The sequence below is a fragment of the Nissabacter sp. SGAir0207 genome, assembly GCF_005491205.1.
Taxonomy (GTDB): Bacteria; Pseudomonadota; Gammaproteobacteria; order Enterobacterales; family Enterobacteriaceae; genus Chimaeribacter.
The window spans coordinates 2,320,488-2,342,983 of record NZ_CP028035.1; the positions used below are offsets into that span (position 1 = coordinate 2,320,488).

General features: G+C 60.5%; 24 protein-coding genes. 4 read left to right on the top strand and 20 right to left on the bottom strand.

Features of this window, described 5'->3' with window-relative positions:
• Positions 1–20: 20 nt before the first annotated feature.
• The 18 genes from C1N62_RS10180 to yceD all read right to left on the bottom strand — a co-directional run bounded on the left by C1N62_RS10180 (position 21) and on the right by yceD (position 14,781).
• Positions 21–896, bottom strand: a complete 876-nt coding sequence (locus tag C1N62_RS10180) for a phosphotransferase (RefSeq protein WP_240775687.1) — start codon at positions 894–896, stop codon at positions 21–23.
• Positions 856–1,467 carry a penicillin-binding protein activator LpoB gene (gene lpoB / locus C1N62_RS10185; protein WP_137763530.1) on the bottom strand — a complete coding sequence of 204 codons (612 nt, stop codon included), beginning with the start codon at positions 1,465–1,467 and terminating at the stop codon, positions 856–858. Before lpoB ends, C1N62_RS10180 begins: the two co-directional genes overlap by 41 nt.
• 16 nt (positions 1,468–1,483) lie before the next feature.
• Positions 1,484–1,864 carry a YcfL family protein gene (locus tag C1N62_RS10190; protein ID WP_137763531.1) on the bottom strand — a complete coding sequence of 127 codons (381 nt, stop codon included), beginning with the start codon at positions 1,862–1,864 and terminating at the stop codon, positions 1,484–1,486.
• 12 nt (positions 1,865–1,876) lie between these two features.
• Positions 1,877–2,227 (bottom strand): purine nucleoside phosphoramidase, encoded by a 351-nt coding sequence (gene hinT, locus C1N62_RS10195; RefSeq protein WP_137763532.1) that lies wholly within the window; start codon positions 2,225–2,227, stop codon positions 1,877–1,879.
• Between the two features lie 189 nt (positions 2,228–2,416).
• On the bottom strand, positions 2,417–3,850 hold the full coding sequence (gene ptsG, locus C1N62_RS10200; RefSeq protein WP_137763533.1) for a PTS glucose transporter subunit IIBC: 1,434 nt from the start codon (positions 3,848–3,850) through the stop codon (positions 2,417–2,419).
• A 343-nt stretch (positions 3,851–4,193) separates the two neighbouring features.
• Positions 4,194–4,982 carry a metal-dependent hydrolase gene (locus C1N62_RS10205; RefSeq protein ID WP_137763534.1) on the bottom strand — a complete coding sequence of 263 codons (789 nt, stop codon included), beginning with the start codon at positions 4,980–4,982 and terminating at the stop codon, positions 4,194–4,196.
• 22 nt (positions 4,983–5,004) lie between these two features.
• Positions 5,005–6,000 carry a DNA polymerase III subunit delta' gene (gene holB / locus C1N62_RS10210; protein WP_137763535.1) on the bottom strand — a complete coding sequence of 332 codons (996 nt, stop codon included), beginning with the start codon at positions 5,998–6,000 and terminating at the stop codon, positions 5,005–5,007.
• The gene (gene tmk / locus C1N62_RS10215) at positions 5,997–6,638 is read right to left on the bottom strand and encodes a dTMP kinase (RefSeq protein ID WP_137763536.1); all 642 of its coding nucleotides are present in this window, start codon (positions 6,636–6,638) and stop codon (positions 5,997–5,999) included. Before tmk ends, holB begins: the two co-directional genes overlap by 4 nt.
• 6 nt (positions 6,639–6,644) lie before the next feature.
• Positions 6,645–7,670, bottom strand: a complete 1,026-nt coding sequence (gene mltG / locus C1N62_RS10220; protein WP_137763537.1) for an endolytic transglycosylase MltG — start codon at positions 7,668–7,670, stop codon at positions 6,645–6,647.
• 14 nt (positions 7,671–7,684) lie between these two features.
• The gene (gene pabC, locus C1N62_RS10225; protein ID WP_137763538.1) at positions 7,685–8,485 is read right to left on the bottom strand and encodes an aminodeoxychorismate lyase; all 801 of its coding nucleotides are present in this window, start codon (positions 8,483–8,485) and stop codon (positions 7,685–7,687) included.
• A gap of 145 nt (positions 8,486–8,630) precedes the next feature.
• Positions 8,631–9,872: a beta-ketoacyl-ACP synthase II gene (gene fabF, locus C1N62_RS10230; protein ID WP_137763539.1), complete on the bottom strand. Its 1,242-nt coding sequence runs from the start codon at positions 9,870–9,872 to the stop codon at positions 8,631–8,633.
• 85 nt (positions 9,873–9,957) lie between these two features.
• Positions 9,958–10,194, bottom strand: a complete 237-nt coding sequence (gene acpP / locus C1N62_RS10235; protein ID WP_137763540.1) for an acyl carrier protein — start codon at positions 10,192–10,194, stop codon at positions 9,958–9,960.
• 154 nt (positions 10,195–10,348) lie between these two features.
• Entirely contained in the window at positions 10,349–11,083 is a 735-nt protein-coding gene (gene fabG / locus C1N62_RS10240) for a 3-oxoacyl-ACP reductase FabG (protein WP_137763541.1), read from the bottom strand.
• Positions 11,084–11,096: 13 nt separating this feature from the next.
• Entirely contained in the window at positions 11,097–12,026 is a 930-nt protein-coding gene (fabD, locus tag C1N62_RS10245) for an ACP S-malonyltransferase (protein WP_137763542.1), read from the bottom strand.
• Positions 12,027–12,044: 18 nt separating this feature from the next.
• Complete coding sequence (locus C1N62_RS10250) at positions 12,045–12,998, bottom strand: beta-ketoacyl-ACP synthase III (protein ID WP_137763543.1); 954 nt, start codon at positions 12,996–12,998, stop codon at positions 12,045–12,047.
• A 6-nt stretch (positions 12,999–13,004) separates the two neighbouring features.
• Positions 13,005–14,039, bottom strand: coding sequence for a phosphate acyltransferase PlsX (gene plsX, locus C1N62_RS10255; RefSeq protein WP_137763544.1), 1,035 nt, complete (start codon positions 14,037–14,039; stop codon positions 13,005–13,007).
• A 39-nt stretch (positions 14,040–14,078) separates the two neighbouring features.
• Positions 14,079–14,243 (bottom strand): 50S ribosomal protein L32, encoded by a 165-nt coding sequence (gene rpmF, locus C1N62_RS10260; protein WP_137763545.1) that lies wholly within the window; start codon positions 14,241–14,243, stop codon positions 14,079–14,081.
• 16 nt (positions 14,244–14,259) lie between these two features.
• Positions 14,260–14,781, bottom strand: coding sequence for a 23S rRNA accumulation protein YceD (gene yceD / locus C1N62_RS10265; RefSeq protein WP_137763546.1), 522 nt, complete (start codon positions 14,779–14,781; stop codon positions 14,260–14,262).
• Positions 14,782–14,921: 140 nt separating this feature from the next.
• Here yceD and C1N62_RS10270 point away from each other — a divergent pair, with 140 nt between their 5' ends.
• Entirely contained in the window at positions 14,922–15,509 is a 588-nt protein-coding gene (locus C1N62_RS10270; RefSeq protein ID WP_137763547.1) for a nucleoside triphosphate pyrophosphatase, read from the top strand.
• A gap of 39 nt (positions 15,510–15,548) precedes the next feature.
• Here C1N62_RS10270 and rluC read toward each other — a convergent pair whose 3' ends face one another.
• Complete coding sequence (gene rluC, locus C1N62_RS10275; RefSeq protein WP_137763548.1) at positions 15,549–16,508, bottom strand: 23S rRNA pseudouridine(955/2504/2580) synthase RluC; 960 nt, start codon at positions 16,506–16,508, stop codon at positions 15,549–15,551.
• Positions 16,509–17,067: 559 nt separating this feature from the next.
• On the opposite strand from rluC, the gene rne reads away from it, so the two are divergent.
• Entirely contained in the window at positions 17,068–20,535 is a 3,468-nt protein-coding gene (gene rne / locus C1N62_RS10280) for a ribonuclease E (RefSeq protein ID WP_137763549.1), read from the top strand.
• An 84-nt stretch (positions 20,536–20,619) separates the two neighbouring features.
• Here rne and C1N62_RS10285 read toward each other — a convergent pair whose 3' ends face one another.
• Positions 20,620–20,907, bottom strand: coding sequence for a putative quinol monooxygenase (locus C1N62_RS10285; RefSeq protein WP_137763550.1), 288 nt, complete (start codon positions 20,905–20,907; stop codon positions 20,620–20,622).
• 214 nt (positions 20,908–21,121) lie between these two features.
• On the opposite strand from C1N62_RS10285, the gene pyrC reads away from it, so the two are divergent.
• Together pyrC and dinI are read left to right on the top strand one after the other, a co-directional pair.
• Positions 21,122–22,177 (top strand): dihydroorotase, encoded by a 1,056-nt coding sequence (gene pyrC / locus C1N62_RS10290; protein ID WP_137763551.1) that lies wholly within the window; start codon positions 21,122–21,124, stop codon positions 22,175–22,177.
• Positions 22,178–22,244: 67 nt separating this feature from the next.
• Positions 22,245–22,487 carry a DNA damage-inducible protein I gene (gene dinI, locus C1N62_RS10295; RefSeq protein WP_137763552.1) on the top strand — a complete coding sequence of 81 codons (243 nt, stop codon included), beginning with the start codon at positions 22,245–22,247 and terminating at the stop codon, positions 22,485–22,487.
• Positions 22,488–22,496 lie beyond the last annotated feature (9 nt).

The window sequence follows — 22,496 nt, forward strand, 5'->3', positions numbered from 1 at the left end:
CCGGCCAGCGGCCGGTTTCGTTATCGGTTCAATAAGTGGGCGTGCAGCGCATCGGCTGCCGCCCGGAACGGCGCTTCACCGCTCTGTTGCCAGCGTACTTCGTACCACATCAGCATCAGGTAGTCGATCCAGGGTAGCCAGCGCCCGATCGCCGCCGCCAGCCGCCGGGCATCGCCGTAGCCGCCCTGCGCGCAGTAGGCGTCCACCAGCGCTGGCAGGCACGTCTCAGGCCAGCCATTGCCGCGCACCAGTGCCGCCAGTTCGCAGGCGATGTCGCCATCGGCGGCGTACTCCCAGTCAATCAGCCGCCAGCCGGACGGCGTGGCGATCAGGTTGCTGGCATGGATGTCCATATGCAGCGGCGCGCACTTCAGCGTTGGCGGCAACGGCGCGCGCATCAGTGCCCGGTGCCAGCGCAGCCAGCGTGGCGTCAGGCGGCGGCGATCAATCTGCTGCCACTGGCGCACCAACTGCGCCTTCAGCGCCAGCGGTGTGCCGCCACGCGGTTGACGGTGTACCCGCGCCAGCAGCGCCGCCAGTGGCTCAAGGCCCGCGGCGAAGGCGGACGCCTCCAGCGGTGCGCCCGGCAACCAGCGCAGCCATAGCCAGCCGAGGTGGTAGCCGAGCGGCTGCGGCCCGGTCTCCCCGGCTGCCTGCGCCCGCAACATGCGCTGTTCGCGACGGCGGCTGACGCCCATCCGCTGCATCGCGGCACTCTGGCGGCGCGCCAGAAAGCAGCCAGCCGACGTCTCCACCCGCCAGCTCTGGCCGGAGAGACCGGCCACCGGGCTGAAATGACAACCGGCGGTTTTCACCGCCGGCAGGAGGAGACGCAGACTGTCCAGCAGGCTGGGATCAACGTTGGGTATCGCCACTGCCTGACCAGACAATTTCACCGGTCTGCACCAGCATCAGTTGCATCTCCAGCGTTGGCGCCTTGGCGCTGCCGCTGGCGTCGCTGTAGAGCACGTACTGCGCCTTCAGGTAACGCGCCAGGCCAATCGCCTTGCTGCGCGACACCAGACTGTCATCCGCCGACAGGCCGAGGGTCTGCTTGGCCTGCGTCAGCTGGCTGGCCGGCACCACCGAGAAGGTGTTGTTGGATGCCAGCGCATTATAGAGCGCGGAGGTGGCGGCACCGGTTTGCAGGCGGCCATTGGTGCTGTTTTTCACGTTGTCCAGCAGCAGCACGCTGCCGCTCTCCACGCCGTCAGCTCGCAGCATCTGCGCAATCAGCGGCTGCACGCTGGCCTGCCAGTCAATCGGCTTTTGCATTTTTGGCGGCTGCGGCACAGTGTCCGTTGGCGTGGGCTGCGTCGGTTGCGGCTGCGGTTGCGGCGGCACGGGCTGGGTCGGCTGCGGCTGGCCGGGAATGGTGGTGACAGGCGCCTGCGGCTCTTCTGCCGGACGGTTGATACAGCCTGACAGAATCAGCGCGGCGGCGGCCACGAACAGGAACTTTTTCATCTACCCTCTCGATGCTTTAAAGATAAAGGTATAAACGCACGCTGTCGGCATACAGGTTGCCCATCAGCGAATAGACGGTGGCCGTGGAGGCTGGCGCGATGGTCACGGTGCGCGGCGGCTCAAATGGCATCAGCTCCAGCCCCTTGGCGTCGTACCAGTAGAAGCGGTAGTGCACGGTGACCGGCACGTTCTGGCCATTGGAGAGCACCGAGGCGGCGCTCTTGCGCCCGGAGGCGTCGGCGATGGTGGGCTTGCCAGCAATCACCCCGGCGGTCAGCACCGGCGACTCCATCACCACGGTTTGTTGCTCATTTAAGGCAATGTGCTGTGGCGTGCTGCACCCGGCCAGGGCGCAACCCGCCAGCAGGGCCAGCACGGCCCGGCCATAAAGCTGCATAGTGTTTTCCCGTCAGCGCGACAGCATCGGCCCCAGCGCACGGCCACCCAGCAGGTGCATATGGATGTGGTACACCTCCTGACCGCCATGCTTGTTGCAGTTCATGATCAGGCGGTAACCATCCTCCGCGATCCCCTCCTGCTCGGCGATTTTCGCTGCCACGGTGAACATCCGGCCCAGCGCGTGCTCATGCTCCTCGGCGACGTCATTGACCGTGGGGATCAGCAGGTTCGGCACAATCAGGATGTGGGTGGGCGCCTGAGGGGAGATGTCGCGGAATGCGGTGACCAGCTCATCCTGGTAGACCACGTCAGCGGGGATCTCGCGGCGGATAATCTTACTGAAAATTGTCTCTTCGGCCATGGCGGTTGTCCTTTGGTGACGATAAAACGATGTACGCAGTATGAGTGACAATTTCCATCTCTTTCAACCTCATTCCACAGATTAACCGCTGACTGCCGGAGAAAAGAGCAGCGGATCGGCCAGCGCTCGCCCTTCGCCGCATAAAAAAAGGGGGGCTTTCGCCCCCCCTCTGTCGCTCCCCAACCGGCATTAGTGATTACGGATGTAATCGTCCATGTCCGTTTTGAGGTTGTCGGATTTGGTGCCAAAGATTGCCTGAACACCTGAGCCAGCCACGACCACGCCAGCCGCGCCCAGTTTCTTCAGCCCAGCCTGATCAACGCGGGAGACATCCGCCACGCTGACGCGCAGACGGGTGATGCAGGCGTCGAGGTTGGTGATGTTCTCTTTGCCGCCGAAGGCCTGTACCAGCGCTGCTGACATTTCGCTGCCGCTCTGGGTGGACTTGTCGCCCGCCACATCTTCACGGCCCGGAGTTTTCAGATCCAGCTTGGCAATCAGCAGGCGGAAGATGGAGTAGTAGATCAGACCATAGATGACACCGATGATTGGGAACAGCCAGATGTTGCTGCTGTTGCCGCTCAGTACCACGAAGTCGATCAGGCCGTGCGAGAAGCTGGTGCCGTCACGCATTCCCAACAGGATACAGATCGGGAAGGCCAGACCCGCCAGGATGGCGTGGATGCCGTACAGGATCGGTGCCACGAACATGAAGGAGAACTCGATCGGCTCGGTAATACCGGTCAGGAACGAGGTCAGCGCGGCGGAGATCATGATACCGCCCACTTTGGCGCGGTTTTCCGGCTTGGCCGAGTGCCAGATGGCGATGGCCGCGGCCGGCAGGCCGTACATTTTGAACAGGAAGCCGCCAGAGAGTTTACCTGCGGTCGGGTCACCCGCCATGTAGCGCGGAATGTCGCCGTGGAAGACCTGACCAGCTGCGTTCACGTACTCACCAATCTGCATCTGGAAAGGAACGTTCCAGATGTGGTGCAGGCCGAACGGTACCAGCGCGCGCTCAACCACGCCGTAGATGCCGAACGCCACCACCGGGTTCTGGTAGGCCGCCCACTGGGAGAAGGTCTGGATCGCCGTACCGACCGGAGGCCAGATGAAGGAGAGCAGCACGCCCAGAATGATCGCCGCCAGGCCGGAGATAATCGGCACAAAGCGTTTCCCGGCGAAGAAGCCCAGATACTCTGGCAACTGGATGCGGTAGAAGCGATTGAACATGTACGCCGCGATGGCACCGGCGATAATGCCGCCGAGCACCCCGGTGTCCGCGAGGTGTTTCGCCGCGATCTCCTCTGCCGGCAGGTGCAGTACCAGCGGGGCCACCACTGCGATGGTTTTCACCATGATGCCGTAGGCCACCACTGCCGCCAGCGCCGAGACGCCGTCGTTATTGGTGAAGCCCAGCGCCACGCCAATGGCGAAGATCAGTGGCATATTGGCGAATACTGAGCCGCCCGCTTCCGCCATCACATGGGAGACGATGAGCGGCAACCAGCTGAAGTTGGCGGAACCGACCCCAAGCAGGATACCTGCGATGGGCAGTACCGACACCGGCAGCATAAGCGATTTACCTACTTTCTGTAGGTTGGCAAATGCATTCTTGAACATAATTGAGTGTGCTCCTGAGTAATAGTGCTCTTGGTACTACATGCACCTGACAGCTAAGAGGAGGCAGTCCGGTGTCCAGTAAAGGGGGGAGAGAGCCTTTACTGAGGGGTGTCTGAAGCACCCCTTTAATTTTTACGAAGAGTAAAATAAATGCCGTTTGCAATGTTTGATAACAATCACGTTTCTCAAAATAAAAGATGTATCTTTCATTTCAAATGACGTTTTTTAACGGCAAAGGCCATTTATTGGCAGATAAGCCGCCAAAATGGGTGCCGGTGACCAGGATTTCATCGCCATTAATTACGCGCTGAAAAATAAAGCACCGGCACGGTGCGCCTTAAGATTAGGCCAGGGTGGGAAGATTGACGTGGAACAGGCGAGAAAAGTTTTCGCTGGTAGCCGTGGCCAGCTCGTCGAGGGAAACACCCTTCAGCACGGCCATGTACTCCGCGACGTCACGCACATAGGCTGGCTGGTTCTCCTTGCCACGGTGCGGCACCGGTGCCAAATAGGGGGAGTCCGTCTCCACCAGAATGCGGTCAAGCGGCACATAGCGCGCGGCCTCCCGGATCTGCTCGGCATTGCGGAAGGTCAGGATGCCGGAGAAGGAGATGTAGAAGCCCAGATCCAGCAGCGCCTTCGCGGTGGCCTGATCCTCAGTGAAGCAGTGCAGCACGCCGCCACACTCGCCAGCCTGCTCCTCACGCAGGATCGCCAGCGTGTCTTCGCGCGCGTCACGGGTGTGCACGATCACCGGTTTGTTCAGCTCGCGGCCAATGCGGATATGGTTGCGGAACGACTCCTGCTGCACATGCAGGTTCTCTTTCTGGTAGAAGTAGTCCAGCCCGGTTTCGCCCATCGCCACCACCCGCGGGTCGGCGGCCAGGCGGCGCAGCGTCTCCACCTCATACTCCTCCTCCATGTTCAGCGGGTGCACGCCGCAGGAGAAGGCCACATCGGGCCGCTCGCCAACCAGCTCGCGCATGGCACTGTAGCCCGGCAGCGTGGTCGCCACCGCCAGGAAGAACTTCACGCCGCGCTGGTGCGCTTTGGTCAGCGCGTCATCGACGCTGGTATGGAGATCCTGATAGTTCAGGCTATCAAGGTGGCAATGCGAATCAACTAACAACATAATTTTTAAACTCTACAACCGGTTAAAAGGAGGGTGTTGGCGCGGCGAGCCGGGCTTCCCAGCCGAGCAGGCACTCCGTCAGCAGCAGCTCGCGGTTGACGGCGGTGACCGTCAGCAACTGGTGGCGGCAGGTGAGCCACGCCTGCAAGGTCGCCTGCAACGCGCCCGGCGAGTGGGCCGCCGCCAGTGCCGCCGCCAGCGGTTGCTGGTCTTGGTTTAGCAGGTAGTGGAACGCGCCCTGCTGCCACTTCAGGGCATCCAGCAGCAGCGTGCTCAACCAGTGTAGCCGCTCGGCGGCATCCTCGTGGTTGAGTTGCGGCAGGAGTGCCAACAGGTTGCGCGTGGGCAACAGCTCGCCGAGCATCCGGCACAGCTGTTGGCGCTGCTGCCAGCGCTCTGGCTGCAACAGCGCGGCGGCGGCCAGCGGCGCGCCGCGGCTCAGCTTCAGCGCCGTGGCCACGCTCTGCGCCTCCGCCGGCTGCTGGCGCAGGATCCACTGGCTGCTCAGTGCCTCCGGTGGCGTGGGCAGTGGCCAGTAGCTGCAACGGCTGCGCAGCGTTGGCAACAGGCGGGCAGCGCTGCGGCAGCCCAACAGGAAATGGGTCTTCTCCGGCGGCTCCTCCAGCGTCTTCAACAGGGCGTTGGCGGCGGCCTCCGTCAGCCCCTCCGCCTGCGCCAGCCACACCACCTTGGCCCCACCCTGCTGGGCGTGATGATAGAGCGAGTCGATCACCTGACGCACCCGGTCGATGCCGAGCGCGCTTTTGCCCTTCTCCGGTGCCAGCACGTGCCAGTCCGGGTGATTGCCAGCCAGCATCAGGCGGCAGCTGTGGCACTCGCCGCAGCTCTTCTCCCCCTGTGGATGCTGGCACAGCAACCAGCGGCTCAGCCCGTAGACCAGCGCGTCAGCCCCGTTGCCCTCTTCGGCCTGAATCAGCAACGCATGGTGGCCACGCCCGGCCTGATACTGGCCAATCAGCTGGCGGTAGGGGCCATTGAGCCACGGATACCAGTTCATCCGCCCTGCCCCGGCTGTTGCAGCCACTGTTGCAGCACGGCGGTAATCTGGGCGGAGACCTGTGGCAGCGGCTGGGCGGCATCAATGGTGCGGATGCGCGCATCCTCGGCGGCCAGCGCCTGATAACGGGCGCGGGTGCGCTCGAAGAAGTCCAGCGACTCCTGCTCAATGCGATCCAGCGCACCGCGCTGGCGCGCGCGTTCCAGCCCCACTGCTGGCGGCAGGTCAAGGTAGAGCGTCAGGTCAGGGCGAAATGCGCCCAGCGCCACGTCACGCAACGCGGCCATCATCTGTGGGTCAATGCCACGCCCGCCACCCTGATACGCCTGTGAGGAGAGGTCATGGCGATCGCCCACCACCCACGCGCCGCGTGCCAGCGCTGGCTTGATCACCGTCTCCACCAGCTGGACGCGCGCCGCGTAGAGCATCAGCACTTCGGCCTTGGCGGTCAGGCTCTCCCCTTCAATGCCCTGCTTGATCAGGGTACGCAGTTGCTCCGCCAGCGGTGTGCCGCCCGGCTCACGGGTAAAGACAATCTCGGTGATGCCTGCGGCGTGCAGCGCTGCCACCACGGTATCGCGGGCAGTGGTTTTGCCAGCCCCCTCCAGCCCCTCAATCACAATAAATTTGCCGTTCATGGTTGGTTAGCGCCCCGCACTGGTTTTCAGGATTTCACGGTAATGTTGCACCGCCTTGTTGTGGTTCTCAAGGTTGGTGCTGAAAGTGTGCCCGCCGGTGCCATTCGCCACAAAGTAGAGGTAGGGCGTTTTGGCCGGATGCGCCGCCGCTTGCAACGAGGCCAGACTCGGCATGGCGATCGGCGAGGGCGGCAGGCCGGAGATGACATAGGTGTTGTAGGGGGTCGGCGTCTCCAGATCCTTGCGGGTGATGTTGCCATTGTAGGCCTCACCCATGCCGTAGATCACGGTCGGATCGGTTTGCAGGCGCATCCCGATGCGCAGGCGGTTGATAAACACCGAGGCCACCTCATCACGCTCCTCACTGACGGCGGTCTCCTTCTCAATGATGGAAGCCATGGTCAGCAGGTCATTGGGCGTTTTATACGGCAGGTTGGGCGCACGCTGTGCCCAAATCTCCGCGATGCTCTTCTGCATCCGCGCATAGGCACGTTTCAACAGCGAGAGATCGCTCATGCCCGCGGTGTAGAGGTAAGTATCGGGGTAGAGTTGCCCCTCCACTTTTTCGCCCGCGTTGATGCCCAGCGCCGCGGCAATGGCGGCCTCATCCTTGCCCGCCAGTTCATGTTTCAGGTAAGGGGCCGCCTGCAACACCTGCAACCAGTCGGTCAGGCGCAGTCCTTCAATAAAGCGAATGCCAAATTGCGCCTCTTTGCCGCTCACCAACAGCGCCAGCATCTGTCGCACGGTCATCCCCGGCGTAAAGCGGAAGGTGCCAGCTTTGACATTCGCCAGCGAAGGCTCAATACGCAACAGCCAAGCGAACCACGGGCTGGGTGCCAGCACCTGTTGCTCGTTCAGTAGCGTCTCCAGGCCAGTGCGGCCTGTTCCCGCTGGCAGGGTAAAAATCGTCTCCTGACGGATGGTCAGTTTCTGGTCGGCAAAGTGTTCCGTGCTCTGGTAGACAAACACTGCCGCCGCAATCAGGGCCGCGGCCAGTACCACGAGAAGCTTCAGTCTCTTATTTTTCATTCAACAGCCAATAGTTAACAATGGGGGGCCAATGCCTGATAGAGGGTATGGGAGTGATAGCGCCATGACGCCGCACTCTTCACCGGCAGCAGCGGCATCAACGCGTTGCAGACCAGTACCTCGTCCGCCTCCGCCAGCGCCGCGAGGGGTTCCCGGACAATCTCGACCTGATACTCTGGCCGCTCGGCCAGCAGCGCCAAAATATGTTGGCGCATGATGCCGTCCACGCCTGAGAGGCGTAGATCCGGCGTCTTTACCCGCCTGCCCTGACGCCAAAATAAATTAGCCGCACAGCATTCCACCAGCATCCCGGAAGTGTCAAGCACCAGCGCCTCCTCGGCGGTTGTCTGCTCAAGATGCATCCGAATCAACACTTGCTCCAGCCGGTTGAGGTGCTTGATGCCAGCCAGCAGCGGGCTTTGCGCCAGCGGCACCGGGCTGGGTGCCAGCGTAATGCCACGCTCACGCCAGAGGTGGTAGTGCGCGGGATAGGCAGAAGTACTGACTACGCGCGTCGGTTGCTGGCAGCCAGCTGGGCTGTAGCCGCGTCCGCCGCTGCCGCGCGTCAGCACCACTTTCAATACCCCCTCCCCCTGCGCGGCGGCGGCCTGTTGCATCTCTGTCGCCAGTGACGCCCAAGGCACGCCCTCAATTCTGAGCGCCGTTGTGCCAGCGTGCAGGCGCGCCAGATGGGCGGTGAGCCACTGCACCTCCCCCGCCTGTACGCGGGCAGTGGTAAAGCAACCATCGCCAAACTGCATACCCCGGTCGCTGACCGGCAGAGTGGTGGCGGGCTGGCCGTTGATCCAATACATCGCGCCTCCAACGGTTAAAATGGGAAAATCCTTGTGTCCTGAGACTGGCAAGCGCCACCGGGGTTCCGGCCGCTGGCGCTGCCGCAATAAAAAAGCCCGGCAGAACCGGGCTTAGGTAGGCATCTCGCTTGCGCGTTATCGTTATTTATACCCGACGGAAGACCAACGAGCCGTTGGTGCCGCCAAAGCCAAACGAGTTGCACAGGGTGTACTCCATCTCCTTCACCTGACGCGCCTCATGCGGCACGAAGTCCAGGTCACAGCCCTCATCCGGGTTGTCCAGGTTGATGGTCGGCGGCACGGCCTGATCGCGCAACGCCAGTACGGTAAAGATTGACTCCACGGCACCCGCCGCGCCCAGCAGGTGGCCGGTCATGGATTTGGTGGAGCTGACCATGACACGTTTCGCGTCGTCACCGAACACCGATTTCACCGCCTGCGCTTCAGCCTTGTCACCCGCAGGGGTGGAGGTGCCGTGGGCATTGATGTAACCGATGTCAGAGGTGGTCAGGCCGGCATCCTGGAGGGCGTTTTTCATCGCCATCGCCGCGCCTGCGCCATCTTCCGGCGGAGAGGTCATGTGGTAAGCGTCGCTGCTCATGCCGAAACCGACGATCTCTGCATAAATTTTCGCGCCGCGTTTTTTCGCATGCTCATACTCTTCCAGCACCATGATGCCTGCGCCGTCACCCAGCACAAAGCCGTCACGGTCGCGATCCCAAGGACGGCTGGCCGCCTGCGGGGCATCATTGCGGGTGGAGAGCGCGCGTGCCGCACCGAAACCGCCGACACCCAATGGGGTACTGGCTTTTTCTGCGCCGCCGGCCAACATGACGTCCGCATCGTTATAGGCGATGATACGGGCAGCATGGCCGATGTTGTGCACGCCAGAGGTACAGGCGGTGGCAATGGAGATGCTCGGGCCACGCAGGCCATACATGATGCTCAGGTGGCCGGCGATCATGTTGACGATGGTGGAGGGCACGAAGAACGGGCTGATTTTGCGGGGGCCGCCATTGACCAGCGCGGTATGGTTCTCTTCGATCAGGCCCAGTCCGCCGATGCCGGAGCCAATAGCTGCCCCGAAGCGGGTGGCGTTCTCTTCCGTGACCTGAATACCGGAATCTTGCATGGCCTGGATACCGGCCGCAACGCCGTATTGGATGAAGGCGTCCATCTTGCGTGCATCTTTGCGCGAGATGAAGTCTTCACAGTTAAAATCCTTTACTAAGCCTGCAAAACGCGTTGCATAGGCAGTAGTATCGAAATGGTCGATTAGGCTGATGCCGCTCTGACCGGCAAGGAGAGATTTCCACGTGGACTCTACAGTATTGCCGACAGGAGACAACATGCCCAGTCCGGTCACAACAACTCGACGCTTAGACACGTTTGTCCTCCAGGGAGGGAAAAAAATATTGATACTCAGGGATAGAAAAACTTAGGCGGTCGAATGACCGCCTAGATATGTTCGCTTACTGCTGGCTAGCCTGGATGAAATCAATGGCTGCTTGAACAGTAGTGATCTTCTCAGCTTCTTCGTCCGGAATCTCAGTATCAAACTCTTCTTCCAGAGCCATTACCAGCTCAACGGTGTCAAGAGAATCAGCGCCGAGGTCATCAACAAAAGAAGCGTTGTTTGTAACTTCTTCCTGCTTAACACCAAGCTGTTCAACGATGATTTTCTTAACGCGTTCTTCGATAGTGCTCATACTCTTAAATTTCCTATCAAAACTCGCTTTCGCGATGGTTTTCGTAGTGTATAAAATGTTGAAAAAGATGCAACTAAATCCCGGCTGGTCAAACCACGATTTTACGCTATTTTGCGGTGTTTACCTCAAATAACGCAAATAGTTTTCGTGATTTTTAAATCATATACATGCCGCCATTGACATGTAACGTTTCACCGGTGATGTAGCCAGCCTCATCAGAGGCTAAAAAAGCAACAGCGCTGGCGATTTCTTTAGCTTCCCCAAGCCGGCTAGCCGGAACCTGGGCCAAAATGCCTGCGCGTTGATCTTCTGTCAACGCCTGTGTCATGTCCGTCTCAATAAAGCCGGGCGCCACGACGTTGACGGTAATGCCACGTGAAGCAACTTCACGTGCCAAAGATTTGCTAAAACCAATCAGACCCGCTTTAGCCGCCGCGTAGTTCGCCTGACCTGCATTGCCCATGGTGCCGACGACGGAACCGATGGTGATGATACGGCCAAAACGCTTTTTCATCATAGCGCGCATTACCGCTTTTGACAGGCGGAATACGGAAGTCAGGTTCGTGTCCAGGATATCCTGCCACTCATCATCTTTCATACGCATCAACAGGTTGTCACGGGTGATACCGGCGTTGTTGATCAGAATATCGATCTCGCCGAATTCCGCACGAATTGTTGCCAGTACGGCATCAATTGAGGCAGAATCCACCACGTTCAGCATCAGGCCCTTGCCGTTCTCGCCCAGATAGGCGCTGATGGCTTCAGCCCCTTTTTCGCTGGTTGCGGTGCCGATAACTTTGGCGCCGCGCGCGACCAGCGTCTCAGCGATAGCCCGGCCGATGCCGCGGCTTGCCCCAGTGACCAGGGCAATTTTTCCTTCGAAGCTCATTGTTTTCCTCTTTTTATTGTTCAAGCGCCGCCGACAGGCTGGCCGGATCGTTTACCGCAGCCGCTGTCAGGGTGTCAACAATACGTTTGGTCAGACCGGTCAATACTTTGCCCGGCCCTACTTCAATCAGGTGCGCCACGCCATTGGCGGCCATGAACTCCACGCTCTCGGTCCAGCGAACCGGGCTGTAGAGCTGGCGAACCAGCGCGCTGCGGATGGCTTCCGGCGAGGTTTCGCTCTTCACGTCAACGTTGTTGACGACCGGGATGGCTGGGGCGGAGAAGGTCACGCTCTCCAGCGCCTGCGCCAGTTTCTCTGCGGCAGGCTTCATCAGCGCACAGTGGGACGGCACGCTGACCGGCAGCGGCAGGGCGCGCTTCGCGCCAGCGGCTTTGCAGGCGGCATTGGCGCGCTCTACGGCCTCTTTGTTGCCGGCAATCACGACCTGGCCTGGGGAGTTGAAGTTGACCGGTGATACCACCTGCCCTTCCGCAGACGCTTCACACGCCTTGGCAATGGCATCATTGTCCAAGCCGATAATGGCGGACATCGCACCAGTGCCTTCCGGCACGGCTTCCTGCATCAGCTTGCCGCGCAGTTCCACCAGACGGATCGCTTCCTGGAACTCCAGCACGCCAGCGCACACCAGCGCTGAGTACTCACCCAGGCTGTGGCCAGCCAGCATGGTTGGCATCGCGCCGCCCTGCTGCTGCCAGACGCGCCAGATGGCCACAGAGGCCGCCAGCAGTGCCGGCTGGGTCTGCCAGGTCTTGTTCAGCTCTTCTGCTGGCCCCTGCTGAACCAGCTGCCACAGGTCGTAGCCCAGCGCCGCGGAGGCTTGGGAGAAGGTCTCTTCCACAATCGGATACTGCGCGGCCAAGTCAGCCAGCATACCCAGCGCCTGGGAACCCTGCCCAGGGAATACCATTGCAAATGTCGTCATTATTTTTATCTCGCGAGGTTAGAAACGAACCAGTGCCGAGCCCCAGGTGAAACCGCCACCGAAGGCCTCCAGCAGCACCAATTGGCCGCGCTGGATGCGCCCGTCGCGCACCGCTTCATCCAGAGCGGAGGGCACGGAGGCCGCGGACGTATTGCCGTGACGGTCAAGCGTCACCACCACGTTGTCCATGCTCATGCCCAGCTTCTTGGCGGTCGCGCTGATAATGCGCAGATTAGCCTGATGCGGCACCAGCCAGTCCAGCTCGCTGCGGTCGAGGTTATTGGCCGCCAGCGTCTCATCCACGATGTGCGCCAGTTCCGTCACCGCCACCTTGAAGACCTCATTGCCGGTCATAGTCAGGTAAGCCGGGGTGTCCGGGCTTTGGCGGTTGTGGTGCGGCAGGGTCAGCAGGTTGCCGTAGCTGCCATCGGCATGCAGGTGGGTGGAGAGGATACCCGGCTCTTCCGAGGCGCCCAACACCACGGCGCCCGCGCCGTCACCGAACAGGATCACGGTGCCGCGATCCTGCGGGTCAAGGGTACGGGTCAGCACATCGGAGCCAATGACCAGCGCGTGGCGCACGGCGCCGCTTTTGACATACTGGTCAGCCACGCTCAGGGCGTAGGTGAAGCCGGCACAGGCAGCGGCCAGGTCAAACGCCGCTGCGTCTTTGACACCCAGCATTTGCTGGATCTGGCAGGCGGCGCTGGGGAAGGCATGGCTGGCGGAGGTGGTGGCGACAATGATCAGGCCCAGGTCATCTTTGCTGATGCCAGCCATGTCCAGCGCGCGCTGCGCCGCTTCGAAACCCATCGTCGAGACGGTCTCGTTGGCGTCGGCCACACGGCGCTCACGGATACCGGTGCGGGTGACGATCCATTCGTCGGAGGTATCCACCATTTTTTCAAGGTCGGCGTTAGTACGCACGTGTACGGGTAAATAGCTCCCCGTACCGAGAATCTTAGTATACATGTACGATCAGTCACTCTTGGGTAATACAGCCTCAAGGCGCGCGGCAATACGTTCAGGGACCTGCCGCTGCACCGCCTGCACAGCCTGTTCAATCGCGACAGCAAATGCTCGTTGATTCGCTGCGCCGTGGCTTTTGATAACAGTGCCCCGCAATCCTAACAGACATGCGCCATTATACTGGTCAGGGTTCAAATGACCGAACCGCTTTGCCACGCGTTTCTGTAACCATCTGCCCAGCAGTGTTACCCACCAGGCTTTCCGCTTCCCTTCGCCAGAGGATTTGAGGAGTGACAAAAAGAGTCTTATCACACCTTCCATGGTCTTCAGGGTGACGTTACCCACGAAGCCGTCACACACCAGGACATCCGTCTTGCCAGTCAGCAAGTCGTTGCCTTCAAGATAGCCTATATAGTTTATTGTGGGCGTTCTTTTTAGCACGGCGGCGGCTTCGCGGATATTATCCAGGCCTTTGGTCTCTTCTTCCCCGATGTTGAGCAATGCCACCCGGGGTTGCGCTATGCCGACCACCTCTTCCGCCATGACGGCCCCCATCACAGCGAACTGGACCAGCATCGTGCTATCGCACGCCACATTGGCGCCAAGGTCGAGCACCACGGTCTTACTGCGTTGCTGATTGGGCAGTACGCTCATCAGCGCTGGCCGTTCAATACCCGTCAAGGGTTTGAGCACCAGCTTGGCCAATCCCATCAGCGCGCCGGTGTTGCCTGCGCTGACGCACCCCTGCGCTTCCCCCTGCTTGATCAGCTCCAGCGCCAGGCGCATTGAGCTGCCGCGGCTGTTGCGGATCGCCTGTGACGGCTTGGCATCACTGGCTATCACCGATTCAGCAGGAATGACCCGCAAGCGCGTCAATAAAGACGGATCGGTTTTGTGCAGATGGGGCGAAATCGCGTCGGGATCACCGACTAAAAGAAGGTTTAGCTCTGGATTGGAGGCCAGTGCCTGCAATGAAGCAGGCACTGTGACGGACGGACCGAAATCCCCGCCCATTGCATCTAACGCGAGGGTCAGACAAGCCAAGGCATCTATCGCTTTGCTAAATTACTTAGCAAAAGCTACTCAGATAACCTTGCGACCGCGGTAGTAACCGTCGGCAGTGATGTGGTGACGACGGTGGGTTTCACCAGACGTTTTGTCCACAGACAGAGTGGTGGTGGTCAGAGCATCGTGAGAACGACGCATGCCACGCTTGGAACGGGTTGGTTTATTCTGTTGTACGGCCATGGACCTTACTCCTCAATTACTTTTTCTTTAAACTGGCTAATACGGCAAATGGGTTGGGTTTCTCCGCCTCTTCAGGCAGTTTACCGAAGACCATGTCCGCGTCGGACACTTCACAGTGTTCAGAATCATGTACCGGAACCACCGGCAGTGAAAGAATGATTTCATCTTCAATCATTGCCAACAGATCAACTTCGCCAAACTCGTCGACGTCGATCGGTTCGTAGGCTTCCGGCAATGCCTCAGCCTGCTCATCACTGACGACCGGGCTGAAACAATACGTTGCGTGAACGTGATGCTCAAACGGCTTGCCGCAACGTTGACACTCCAGCGTCACTGTCACATCCGATGTCCCGGAGATCACAGCCAGTCGCTGGTTATCAATGTTGAACGACAGAGAGGTCTGTACGTCACTGTCCACACTGACCACGGAATCGGCAACTCGTGTTACCTGCTCAGGCGAGTAGACACCGGAGTAGTCTAAACGCTTCTGGGCGGTACGAACCGCATCAATGGTCAAGGGTAATTTTACCTTTTGCATAGGGCGCGCATATTAACTTTGTAACGACATAGAGTCAAAGAAAAAGGCCGGTTAACCGCACCTTTCACCAATATTCGCTTCCGCAGCGGCCGATAGTTTAAAATGCTGAATTCAATTACGCTATGGTTTGTGGAAAAAATATGTCCATCCCTGTAATCCTCGCCTCCACCTCCCCCTATCGCCGCGCGCTGCTGGAAAAAACCGGCCTCGCGTTCACCACTGCCGCGCCTGACGCCGATGAGACGCCACAGCCCGGCGAAGAGGCTGACACGCTGGTGACCCGGCTGGCCGCCGCCAAGGCCCGTTCGCTGGCTGAGGCGTTTCCGCACCACCTTATTATAGGCTCTGACCAGGTCTGTGTGTTGGACGGTGAGATAACGGGTAAGCCGCACACCCTTGAGCGCGCATTCGCGCAACTGCGGCGCGCCAGCGGCCGCTGCGTCACCTTCTATACTGGGCTGGCACTCTACAACAGCGCCAGTGGCCGGTTGCAGCAGGTATGCGAGACTTTTGACGTGCACTTCCGCGCCCTGAGCGATGAGGAGATCCACGGCTACCTGGCGCGTGAGATGCCGCTGGATTGCGCTGGCAGCTTCAAAAGTGAGGCGCTTGGCATCAGCCTGTTTGAGCGTCTGGCGGGGCGCGACCCCAACACCCTGGTGGGGATGCCGCTGATCGCCTTGCTGGCGCTGCTGCGCGCCGAGGGCGTCAATCCGCTGCTGGGGTAGCGCCTAACAAAAAGGCGCCCGTGGGCGCCTTAAGTAGGGTCAGGCTTTCGCCTCTTTACGCAGCACGTTCAGGCAGCGTTGCAGCGCCGCATCCAGTGGGGCCTCAATGCGCATGGTTTCGCCGCTGTTCGGGTGCTCAAAGCGCAGCGCCGCCGCATGGAGGAACAGGCGTTTCAACCCGGTCGACGCCAGCTGGCTGTCGAACTCGCGGTCGCCATAGCGATCGTCAAAGGCGATGGGGTGCCCGGCGTGCAGGGTATGGACGCGGATCTGGTGGGTACGCCCGGTGATGGGGCTGGCCTTGACCAGCGTCGCGAAGGTGAAACGCTCTTCAACCTTGAACCGCGTCTCCGACGGCTTGCCCTCACTGTTGACGCGCACGATGCGCTCGCCGCTCTGCAAGATATTCTTCAGCAGCGGTGCCTGTACCACCTTGCAGTGGGACTGCCACTGCCCGCGCACCAGCGCCAGATAGTCCTTCTGCATCCCTTTCAGGCGCAGCTGCTCATGCAGCGAACGCAGCGCCGAGCGCTTTTTCGCCACCAGCAATACGCCAGAGGTGTCGCGGTCGAGGCGATGCACCAGCTCAAGGAAACGGGCCTCCGGGCGCAGGGCGCGCAGCCCCTCAATCACGCCAAAGCTCAGGCCGCTGCCGCCATGCACTGCCGTGCCTGCGGGTTTGTTGAGGATCAGCAGATGCTCATCCTCATACAAAATGCACTCCGCCAGGGCCGCCACCTTGTCCAGCTTGGCGGAAACCTGCGGCTCCTCACGCTCGGCGACGCGCACCGGCGGGATGCGCACCTCATCCCCGGCTTCCAGCTTGTACTCCGGTTTGATGCGCTTTTTGTTCACTCTGACTTCGCCCTTGCGCACGATGCGGTAAACCATGCTCTTCGGCACCCCTTTCAACTGGGTACGCAAAAAGTTATCGATACGCTGGCCGGCCTGATCGTCGGAGATGGTGACGATCTGCACTGATGGGTTCTCTGTTTTCATGGCGGCGATTCTAAATACCCGGCCGGTTTCGCGCCACTGATTTTTGTGATGCGGCGCGGCTTTTCACGCCCCTTCTGGCGCAAAGTTGGCTATTAACTCGGCAACCGTGATCGCCATGCTTTCTAGTGCGTGAGTTTCTTGTTAGGCACTGCTAAAGTCACCTTGCTATAACCGTGTCAGCAATGGAATAATGCGTCTACTTTCCGCGTTGATTCTCGTTGAGACAGGGAAAATAGCGGAATAATAATATTGCCTGATCGCACAAACGCAGCAATGGCGTAAGACGTAGTGATAAATCAAGCAATTAGCGGGCTGCGGGTTGCAGCCTGGCCGGCATAATGGAATGAGATCTGTCGACGTAACTGAGAGGCTATTCCCCTACAAAGAGCGCCGCTTTTCACAAAGAAAAACGGGCTTACCGAAGTAATGCGCCCCTATGCAGGCGACAACCGGGAGGTTGACGGCTTAGCGAGAAGACACGGGGCCAACGGTAAAACCGGTCAGGAGGTTATTTTGCCCGCAGCTTTATCGACAATGCAAAAATAACGAGTAAGTTAAGATGAAAAGAATGTTGATTAACGCAACTCAGCAGGAAGAGTTGCGTGTTGCCCTTGTAGATGGACAGCGGTTGTATGATCTGGATATTGAAAGTCCGGGCCATGAACAGAAAAAAGCCAATATCTATAAAGGCAAAATCACCCGTATAGAACCTAGCCTTGAAGCCGCCTTCGTTGATTACGGCGCCGAGCGACACGGTTTTCTCCCCCTCAAAGAAATTGCCCGCGAATATTTCCCCAGTAACTACGCCTCCCACGGTCGCCCCAACATCAAAGATGTCTTGCGCGAAGGCCAGGAAGTCATTGTCCAGGTAGATAAAGAAGAGCGTGGCAACAAGGGCGCGGCCCTGACCACCTTCATCAGCCTGGCGGGTAGCTATCTGGTACTGATGCCGAATAACCCGCGCGCGGGTGGCATCTCCCGTCGTATCGAAGGTGACGACCGCACCGAGCTGAAAGAGGCGCTCTCTGCCCTGCAACTGCCAGACGGCATGGGGCTAATTGTGCGCACCGCTGGCGTCGGCAAGTCCGCCGAAGCGCTGCAGTGGGATCTCTCTTTCCGCATCAAGCACTGGGACGCCATCAAGAAAGCCGCAGAGGGCCGACCGGCGCCCTTCCTGATCCATCAGGAGAGCAACGTCATTGTCCGCGCCTTCCGCGACTACCTGCGCCCGGACATCGGTGAAATCCTGATCGATAACCCGAAGATCCTCGACCTGGCGAAAGAGCACATTGCCGCGCTGGGCCGCCCGGACTTCAGCAGCAAGATCAAGCTCTACACCGGCGAAATCCCGCTGTTCAGCCACTACCAAATTGAGTCGCAGATTGAGTCTGCCTTCCAGCGTGAAGTGCGCCTGCCCTCTGGCGGCTCCATCGTGATTGACAGCACCGAAGCGCTGACCGCCATCGACATCAACTCCGCTCGCGCCACCCGCGGCGGCGACATTGAAGAGACGGCGTTCAACACCAACCTGGAAGCGGCCGACGAGATTGCCCGCCAGCTGCGCCTGCGTGACCTCGGTGGCCTGATCGTCATCGACTTTATCGACATGACCCCGGTGCGCCACCAGCGCGAGGTGGAGAACCGCCTGCGCGACGCCGTGCGCCAGGACCGCGCCCGTATCCAGATCGGCCGCATCTCCCGGTTCGGCCTGCTGGAAATGTCCCGCCAGCGCCTTAGCCCGTCTCTGGGCGAGTCAAGCCACCACGTCTGCCCGCGCTGTAGCGGTACTGGCACCATCCGTGACAACGAATCGCTGTCGCTCTCCATCCTGCGCCTGATCGAAGAAGAAGCGCTGAAGGAGAACACCAAAGAGGTGCACGCCATTGTGCCGGTGCAGATCGCTTCCTACCTGCTGAACGAAAAACGTGAAGCGGTGAACGCGATTGAGAAGCGCCAGGGCGGCGTCCGTGCCGTCATCGTGCCGAGCGACCAGATGCACACCCCGCACTACTCCGTACTGCGCGTGCGCAAAGGGGAAGAGACTTCAACCCTCAGCTACCTGCTGCCGCAGCTGCATGAGGCGGAGATGGTGCAGCCGTCCGACGAAATGCCAGCCGAGCGCAAACGCCCGGAGCAGCCGGCACTGGCGACCTTCGCCCTGCCTGCCGAAGCCCCGCCGGTGTTCGAGGAAAAAGCCCCTGTGGCCAAGCCAGCCGCCGCTGCCGCGCCTGTCGCCCAGCCGAAACCGGCTCCGGCTGCTGCCGCGCCAACCCCTGGCTTCTTTGGCCGCCTGTTGGGTGGGCTGAAAAACCTGTTCGCTGCCGAGCCGCAACCGGAAGCCAAACCGGTAGAAGAGCCGGTGGTGAAGCAGGAAGAGAGCAGCGATACCCGTCGCAACGATCGTGAGCGCCGTGCGCCACGCCGCCAGAATGGCAACCGCAAGGACCGCAATGGCGACCGCCGTCAGCGTGACGACCGTGAGCCACGCGAGGCGCGTGAACCGCGTGAGTCCCGCGAGCCGCGTGAACCCCGCGAAGCCCGTGAGCCGCGCGAATCTCGTGAACCGCGTGAATCCCGCGAGCCACGTGACGATCAGCGTCGCAACAAGCGCAATCAGGATGTGGTGGTTGAGCGCAGTGAAGAGGCGGAAAAAGCGCTGCGTGAAGAGCAGCAGCAACGCCGCGAGCAGCGTGCCGAGCGCCAGCGCCGTCGTCAGGAAGAGAAGCGCAAAGCGCAGCTGGATGCCAAGACCGAAGAGATCGTGGCAACCCAGGAGGCCGTCGCTGCCAACGCCGATGACGTTGAGCAGGAAGATCGCCCGCAGCCGGTCATGCAGCGCCGTGAACGCCGCCAACTGACCCAGCGTGTGCGTATTGGTGACGAGCAGCCGCTGCCGGTGGTACAACAGGCAGAGAACGACACCGCCGCGCCCGCCGAGGAGGAGAACAACGCCGAGTCGCGCAATGGCAACGAGGGCGGCATGCCGCGCCGTTCACGCCGTTCGCCGCGTCACCTGCGCGTCAGTGGCCAGCGCCGCCGCCGCTACCGTGATGAGCGTTACCCGTCCCAGTCGCCAGTGCCGCTGGCAGGCGCCTTCGCCTCGCCAGAGATGGCCTCTGGCAAAGTGTGGGTCAGCTATCCAGTGACGGCCGCTGCGGAAGAGCATCATGAAGAGATGTCGCCGCACACTGCCCTCTCCGCTGGCATTGCTGAACTGCATGAGAACGGTGACTACGTCTACCGCAACAAACCGGAAGATGAGGTGGCTGACGCCGCAGAGGTCGCTACCCCGACGCTGGAAATTGTCGCCGATCCGCTGGTCAACGCTGACAGCGTGGTGATTGAAGCGCCGCAGGGTGCCATTGAGATGGACGTGGAACCGGTGAACGCCGAGCCGGCTGAACAGCCTGCCCCGGTGGAAGCCCCGGCCGCTGAGCAACCGGCAGAGCCGATTGCCGCCGCTCCGGCCATCTCAGCAGAGGCGCCAGTAGAGGCCCCGGCTGAGACGCCAGTGGTGACGGAAGAGGCAGCCCGTCTGGCGGAACCGGCAGAGCACGCCGTGGCCGAGCCAGCGCCAGCCCCGGAAGCGCAGCCGGTTCATGAGGTCGAGCCTGCTGAAATCACCGAAGCGGTGCAAGAAGAAGCTCCGGCAGCCGTTCCTGCACCGGTTGAGGCAGAAACCCCGGCACCGGTTGCCGTGGACGCTGCCCCTCAGGCTGAAGAAACCGTAGTGGAAGCCGCGCCTGCAACAAACGTTGAGGTTGCCCCGGCAGTGGAAGAGGAAGCCGCCAAGGCGACCGTGGTGGCCGAAGCCGCCCAGGCAGCTGAACAGCCGCAGGTTGCTTTCAAGCATCACGCCACGGCACCGATGACCAAGGCACCGGCCCCGGCCTACCAGCCGGAAGCACCGCGCGAAAGCGACTGGCAGCGCCCAACCTTCAACTTTGAAGGCAAAGGCTCCGCTGGCGGCCACGCGGCGGCCAGCACCGCCACTGCCCCGGCTACTCGCCCAGAAATGAGCGAGTAAGCCTGCCGCCCTCCCCACGGGGAGGGTTGGTAAATAAGAAAAAACCCGCCAACTGGCGGGTTTTTTTATGCCTGCGCCCAGTGGTCAGGCAATCTGTTTCAGCGTTTTGATGTCCAGGGAGGCGAGCTTGCCCTCCAGCTGGCTGGCAAAGCGGCCAAAGTGTTCGCTGTTATTGTGCTTATCCAGCGCCTCCTGCGAGCGCCAGCGCTCAAAGAAGACGAAGCAGGCTGGATCTTCGCTGTCCTGATGCAGTTCATACTGAATGCACCCCACTTCCAGCCGGCTCGGTTCAATGATCTCATGCAGTGTGCTGGCCACCTCTTCCTGATGTTCAGGCTTGGCGACCAAGGTTGCGACGACACGCACTTCCATAGGTAAACTCCTTAATTATGAGGCCGGGCCTGCGGATAATGCGGCCCCGGCCGAATGAATACACTCACTATGGCCCCATCACGCAATCGATTTCAACTTTGGATTAACAAACAGATGCATCGACGGCACTTTCCGCTTATGCTTACACCCCGCCATAAATCGCCTCTTCACAAGGCCGCCCATAACGCCTTTTTTATTTATGCCGGAGTTTGAAATGACCGCACGACCGCAAGTTCTGAAGATCCGCCGCCCTGACGACTGGCACATCCATCTGCGTGATGATGACATGCTCAGAACCGTGGTGCCCTACACCAGCGAGGTTTTTGGCCGGGCGATTGTCATGCCGAATCTGGTTCCCCCTGTCACCTCGTGTAAGCAAGCGATTGCGTATCGGGATCGTATCCTGGCGGCCGTGCCCGCGGGCCACCGTTTCGAACCGCTGATGACCTGCTACCTGACTGACACCCTGGACGCCAATGAACTGGTGCAGGGCTTTGAGCAGGGCATCTTTACCGCCGCCAAACTCTACCCGGCCAATGCCACCACCAACTCCTCCCACGGCGTGACGCACGTGCCGGGCATCTATCCCCTGTTCGAGCAGATGCAGAAGATCGGTATGCCGCTGCTGATCCACGGCGAGGTGACCCACGCGCACGTGGATATTTTCGACCGCGAGGCGCGCTTCATTGATGAGGTGATGGATCCTATCCGCCGCCACTTCCCGTCGTTGAAGATTGTGTTTGAGCACATCACCACCAAAGATGCGGCAGAGTACGTGCTGGGCGGCGACCGTTTCCTCGGTGCCACCGTCACTCCCCAGCACCTGATGTTCAACCGCAATGACATGCTGGTGGGCGGCATCCGTCCCCATCTGTTCTGCCTGCCAATCTTGAAGCGCAATATCCACCAGGAGGCGCTGCGCCGCGCGGTCGCCAGCGGCAGTGACCGCTTCTTCCTCGGCACTGACTCCGCGCCGCACACCCGCCACCGCAAGGAGTCCAGCTGTGGCTGTGCCGGCTGCTTCAACGCGCCGCTGGCAATGTCTGCCTATGCCACCGTCTTTGAGGAGCTGGGCGCGCTGGAGCATCTGGAGGCCTTCGCCTCGCTCAACGGCCCGCAGTTCTACGGCCTGCCGGTCAATGAGGATTTCATTGAGCTGGAGCGCGTTGAGGTAACCCAGCCGCAAGAGATTGCCCTGCCCGGTGACACCATTGTGCCTTTCCTGGCTGGCCAGACGCTGCCGTGGCGGGTACGCAATCAGAGCGCATAAACGGGCTTGCGCACCCTCACGCCATACTGTATAAATAAACAGGTAACTCTGGCGCAGGGGGTGCGTAATGCGTGTTGAATTGACCCTTGATAAAACCAAACCCTTGCCGGGCGGTGCCCTTGAGGCGCTCTCTGGCGAGCTGAGTAAACGCCTGAACCAGCAGTTCGACGGCGTATCGGTACAGGTGCGTTATGCTGGCGCCAACCATCTCTCCGTGTTGGGCGGCGCCAAAACAGACCGGGCACTCATCGAAGAGATCCTCCAGCAAACCTGGGAGAGCGCCGATGAGTGGTTCACCACCGATCTCTGACCTTTCGCT

What these genes read in the sequence shown, in the direction of transcription:
- lpoB (WP_137763530.1), bottom strand. Translation starts at nt 1,467, where the DNA reads ATGAAAAAGTTCCTGTTCGTGGCCGCCGCCGCGCTGATTCTGTCAGGC.
- C1N62_RS10190 (WP_137763531.1), bottom strand. Translation starts at nt 1,864, where the DNA reads ATGCAGCTTTATGGCCGGGCCGTGCTGGCCCTGCTGGCGGGTTGCGCC.
- hinT (WP_137763532.1), bottom strand. Translation starts at nt 2,227, where the DNA reads ATGGCCGAAGAGACAATTTTCAGTAAGATTATCCGCCGCGAGATCCCC.
- ptsG (WP_137763533.1), bottom strand. Translation starts at nt 3,850, where the DNA reads ATGTTCAAGAATGCATTTGCCAACCTACAGAAAGTAGGTAAATCGCTT.
- C1N62_RS10205 (WP_137763534.1), bottom strand. Translation starts at nt 4,982, where the DNA reads ATGTTGTTAGTTGATTCGCATTGCCACCTTGATAGCCTGAACTATCAG.
- holB (WP_137763535.1), bottom strand. Translation starts at nt 6,000, where the DNA reads ATGAACTGGTATCCGTGGCTCAATGGCCCCTACCGCCAGCTGATTGGC.
- tmk (WP_137763536.1), bottom strand. Translation starts at nt 6,638, where the DNA reads ATGAACGGCAAATTTATTGTGATTGAGGGGCTGGAGGGGGCTGGCAAA.
- mltG (WP_137763537.1), bottom strand. Translation starts at nt 7,670, where the DNA reads ATGAAAAATAAGAGACTGAAGCTTCTCGTGGTACTGGCCGCGGCCCTG.
- pabC (WP_137763538.1), bottom strand. Translation starts at nt 8,485, where the DNA reads ATGTATTGGATCAACGGCCAGCCCGCCACCACTCTGCCGGTCAGCGAC.
- acpP (WP_137763540.1), bottom strand. Translation starts at nt 10,194, where the DNA reads ATGAGCACTATCGAAGAACGCGTTAAGAAAATCATCGTTGAACAGCTT.
- fabG (WP_137763541.1), bottom strand. Translation starts at nt 11,083, where the DNA reads ATGAGCTTCGAAGGAAAAATTGCCCTGGTCACTGGGGCAAGCCGCGGC.
- fabD (WP_137763542.1), bottom strand. Translation starts at nt 12,026, where the DNA reads ATGACGACATTTGCAATGGTATTCCCTGGGCAGGGTTCCCAGGCGCTG.
- C1N62_RS10250 (WP_137763543.1), bottom strand. Translation starts at nt 12,998, where the DNA reads ATGTATACTAAGATTCTCGGTACGGGGAGCTATTTACCCGTACACGTG.
- rpmF (WP_137763545.1), bottom strand. Translation starts at nt 14,243, where the DNA reads ATGGCCGTACAACAGAATAAACCAACCCGTTCCAAGCGTGGCATGCGT.
- yceD (WP_137763546.1), bottom strand. Translation starts at nt 14,781, where the DNA reads ATGCAAAAGGTAAAATTACCCTTGACCATTGATGCGGTTCGTACCGCC.
- C1N62_RS10270 (WP_137763547.1), top strand. Translation starts at nt 14,922, where the DNA reads ATGTCCATCCCTGTAATCCTCGCCTCCACCTCCCCCTATCGCCGCGCG.
- rluC (WP_137763548.1), bottom strand. Translation starts at nt 16,508, where the DNA reads ATGAAAACAGAGAACCCATCAGTGCAGATCGTCACCATCTCCGACGAT.
- rne (WP_137763549.1), top strand. Translation starts at nt 17,068, where the DNA reads ATGAAAAGAATGTTGATTAACGCAACTCAGCAGGAAGAGTTGCGTGTT.
- C1N62_RS10285 (WP_137763550.1), bottom strand. Translation starts at nt 20,907, where the DNA reads ATGGAAGTGCGTGTCGTCGCAACCTTGGTCGCCAAGCCTGAACATCAG.
- pyrC (WP_137763551.1), top strand. Translation starts at nt 21,122, where the DNA reads ATGACCGCACGACCGCAAGTTCTGAAGATCCGCCGCCCTGACGACTGG.
- dinI (WP_137763552.1), top strand. Translation starts at nt 22,245, where the DNA reads ATGCGTGTTGAATTGACCCTTGATAAAACCAAACCCTTGCCGGGCGGT.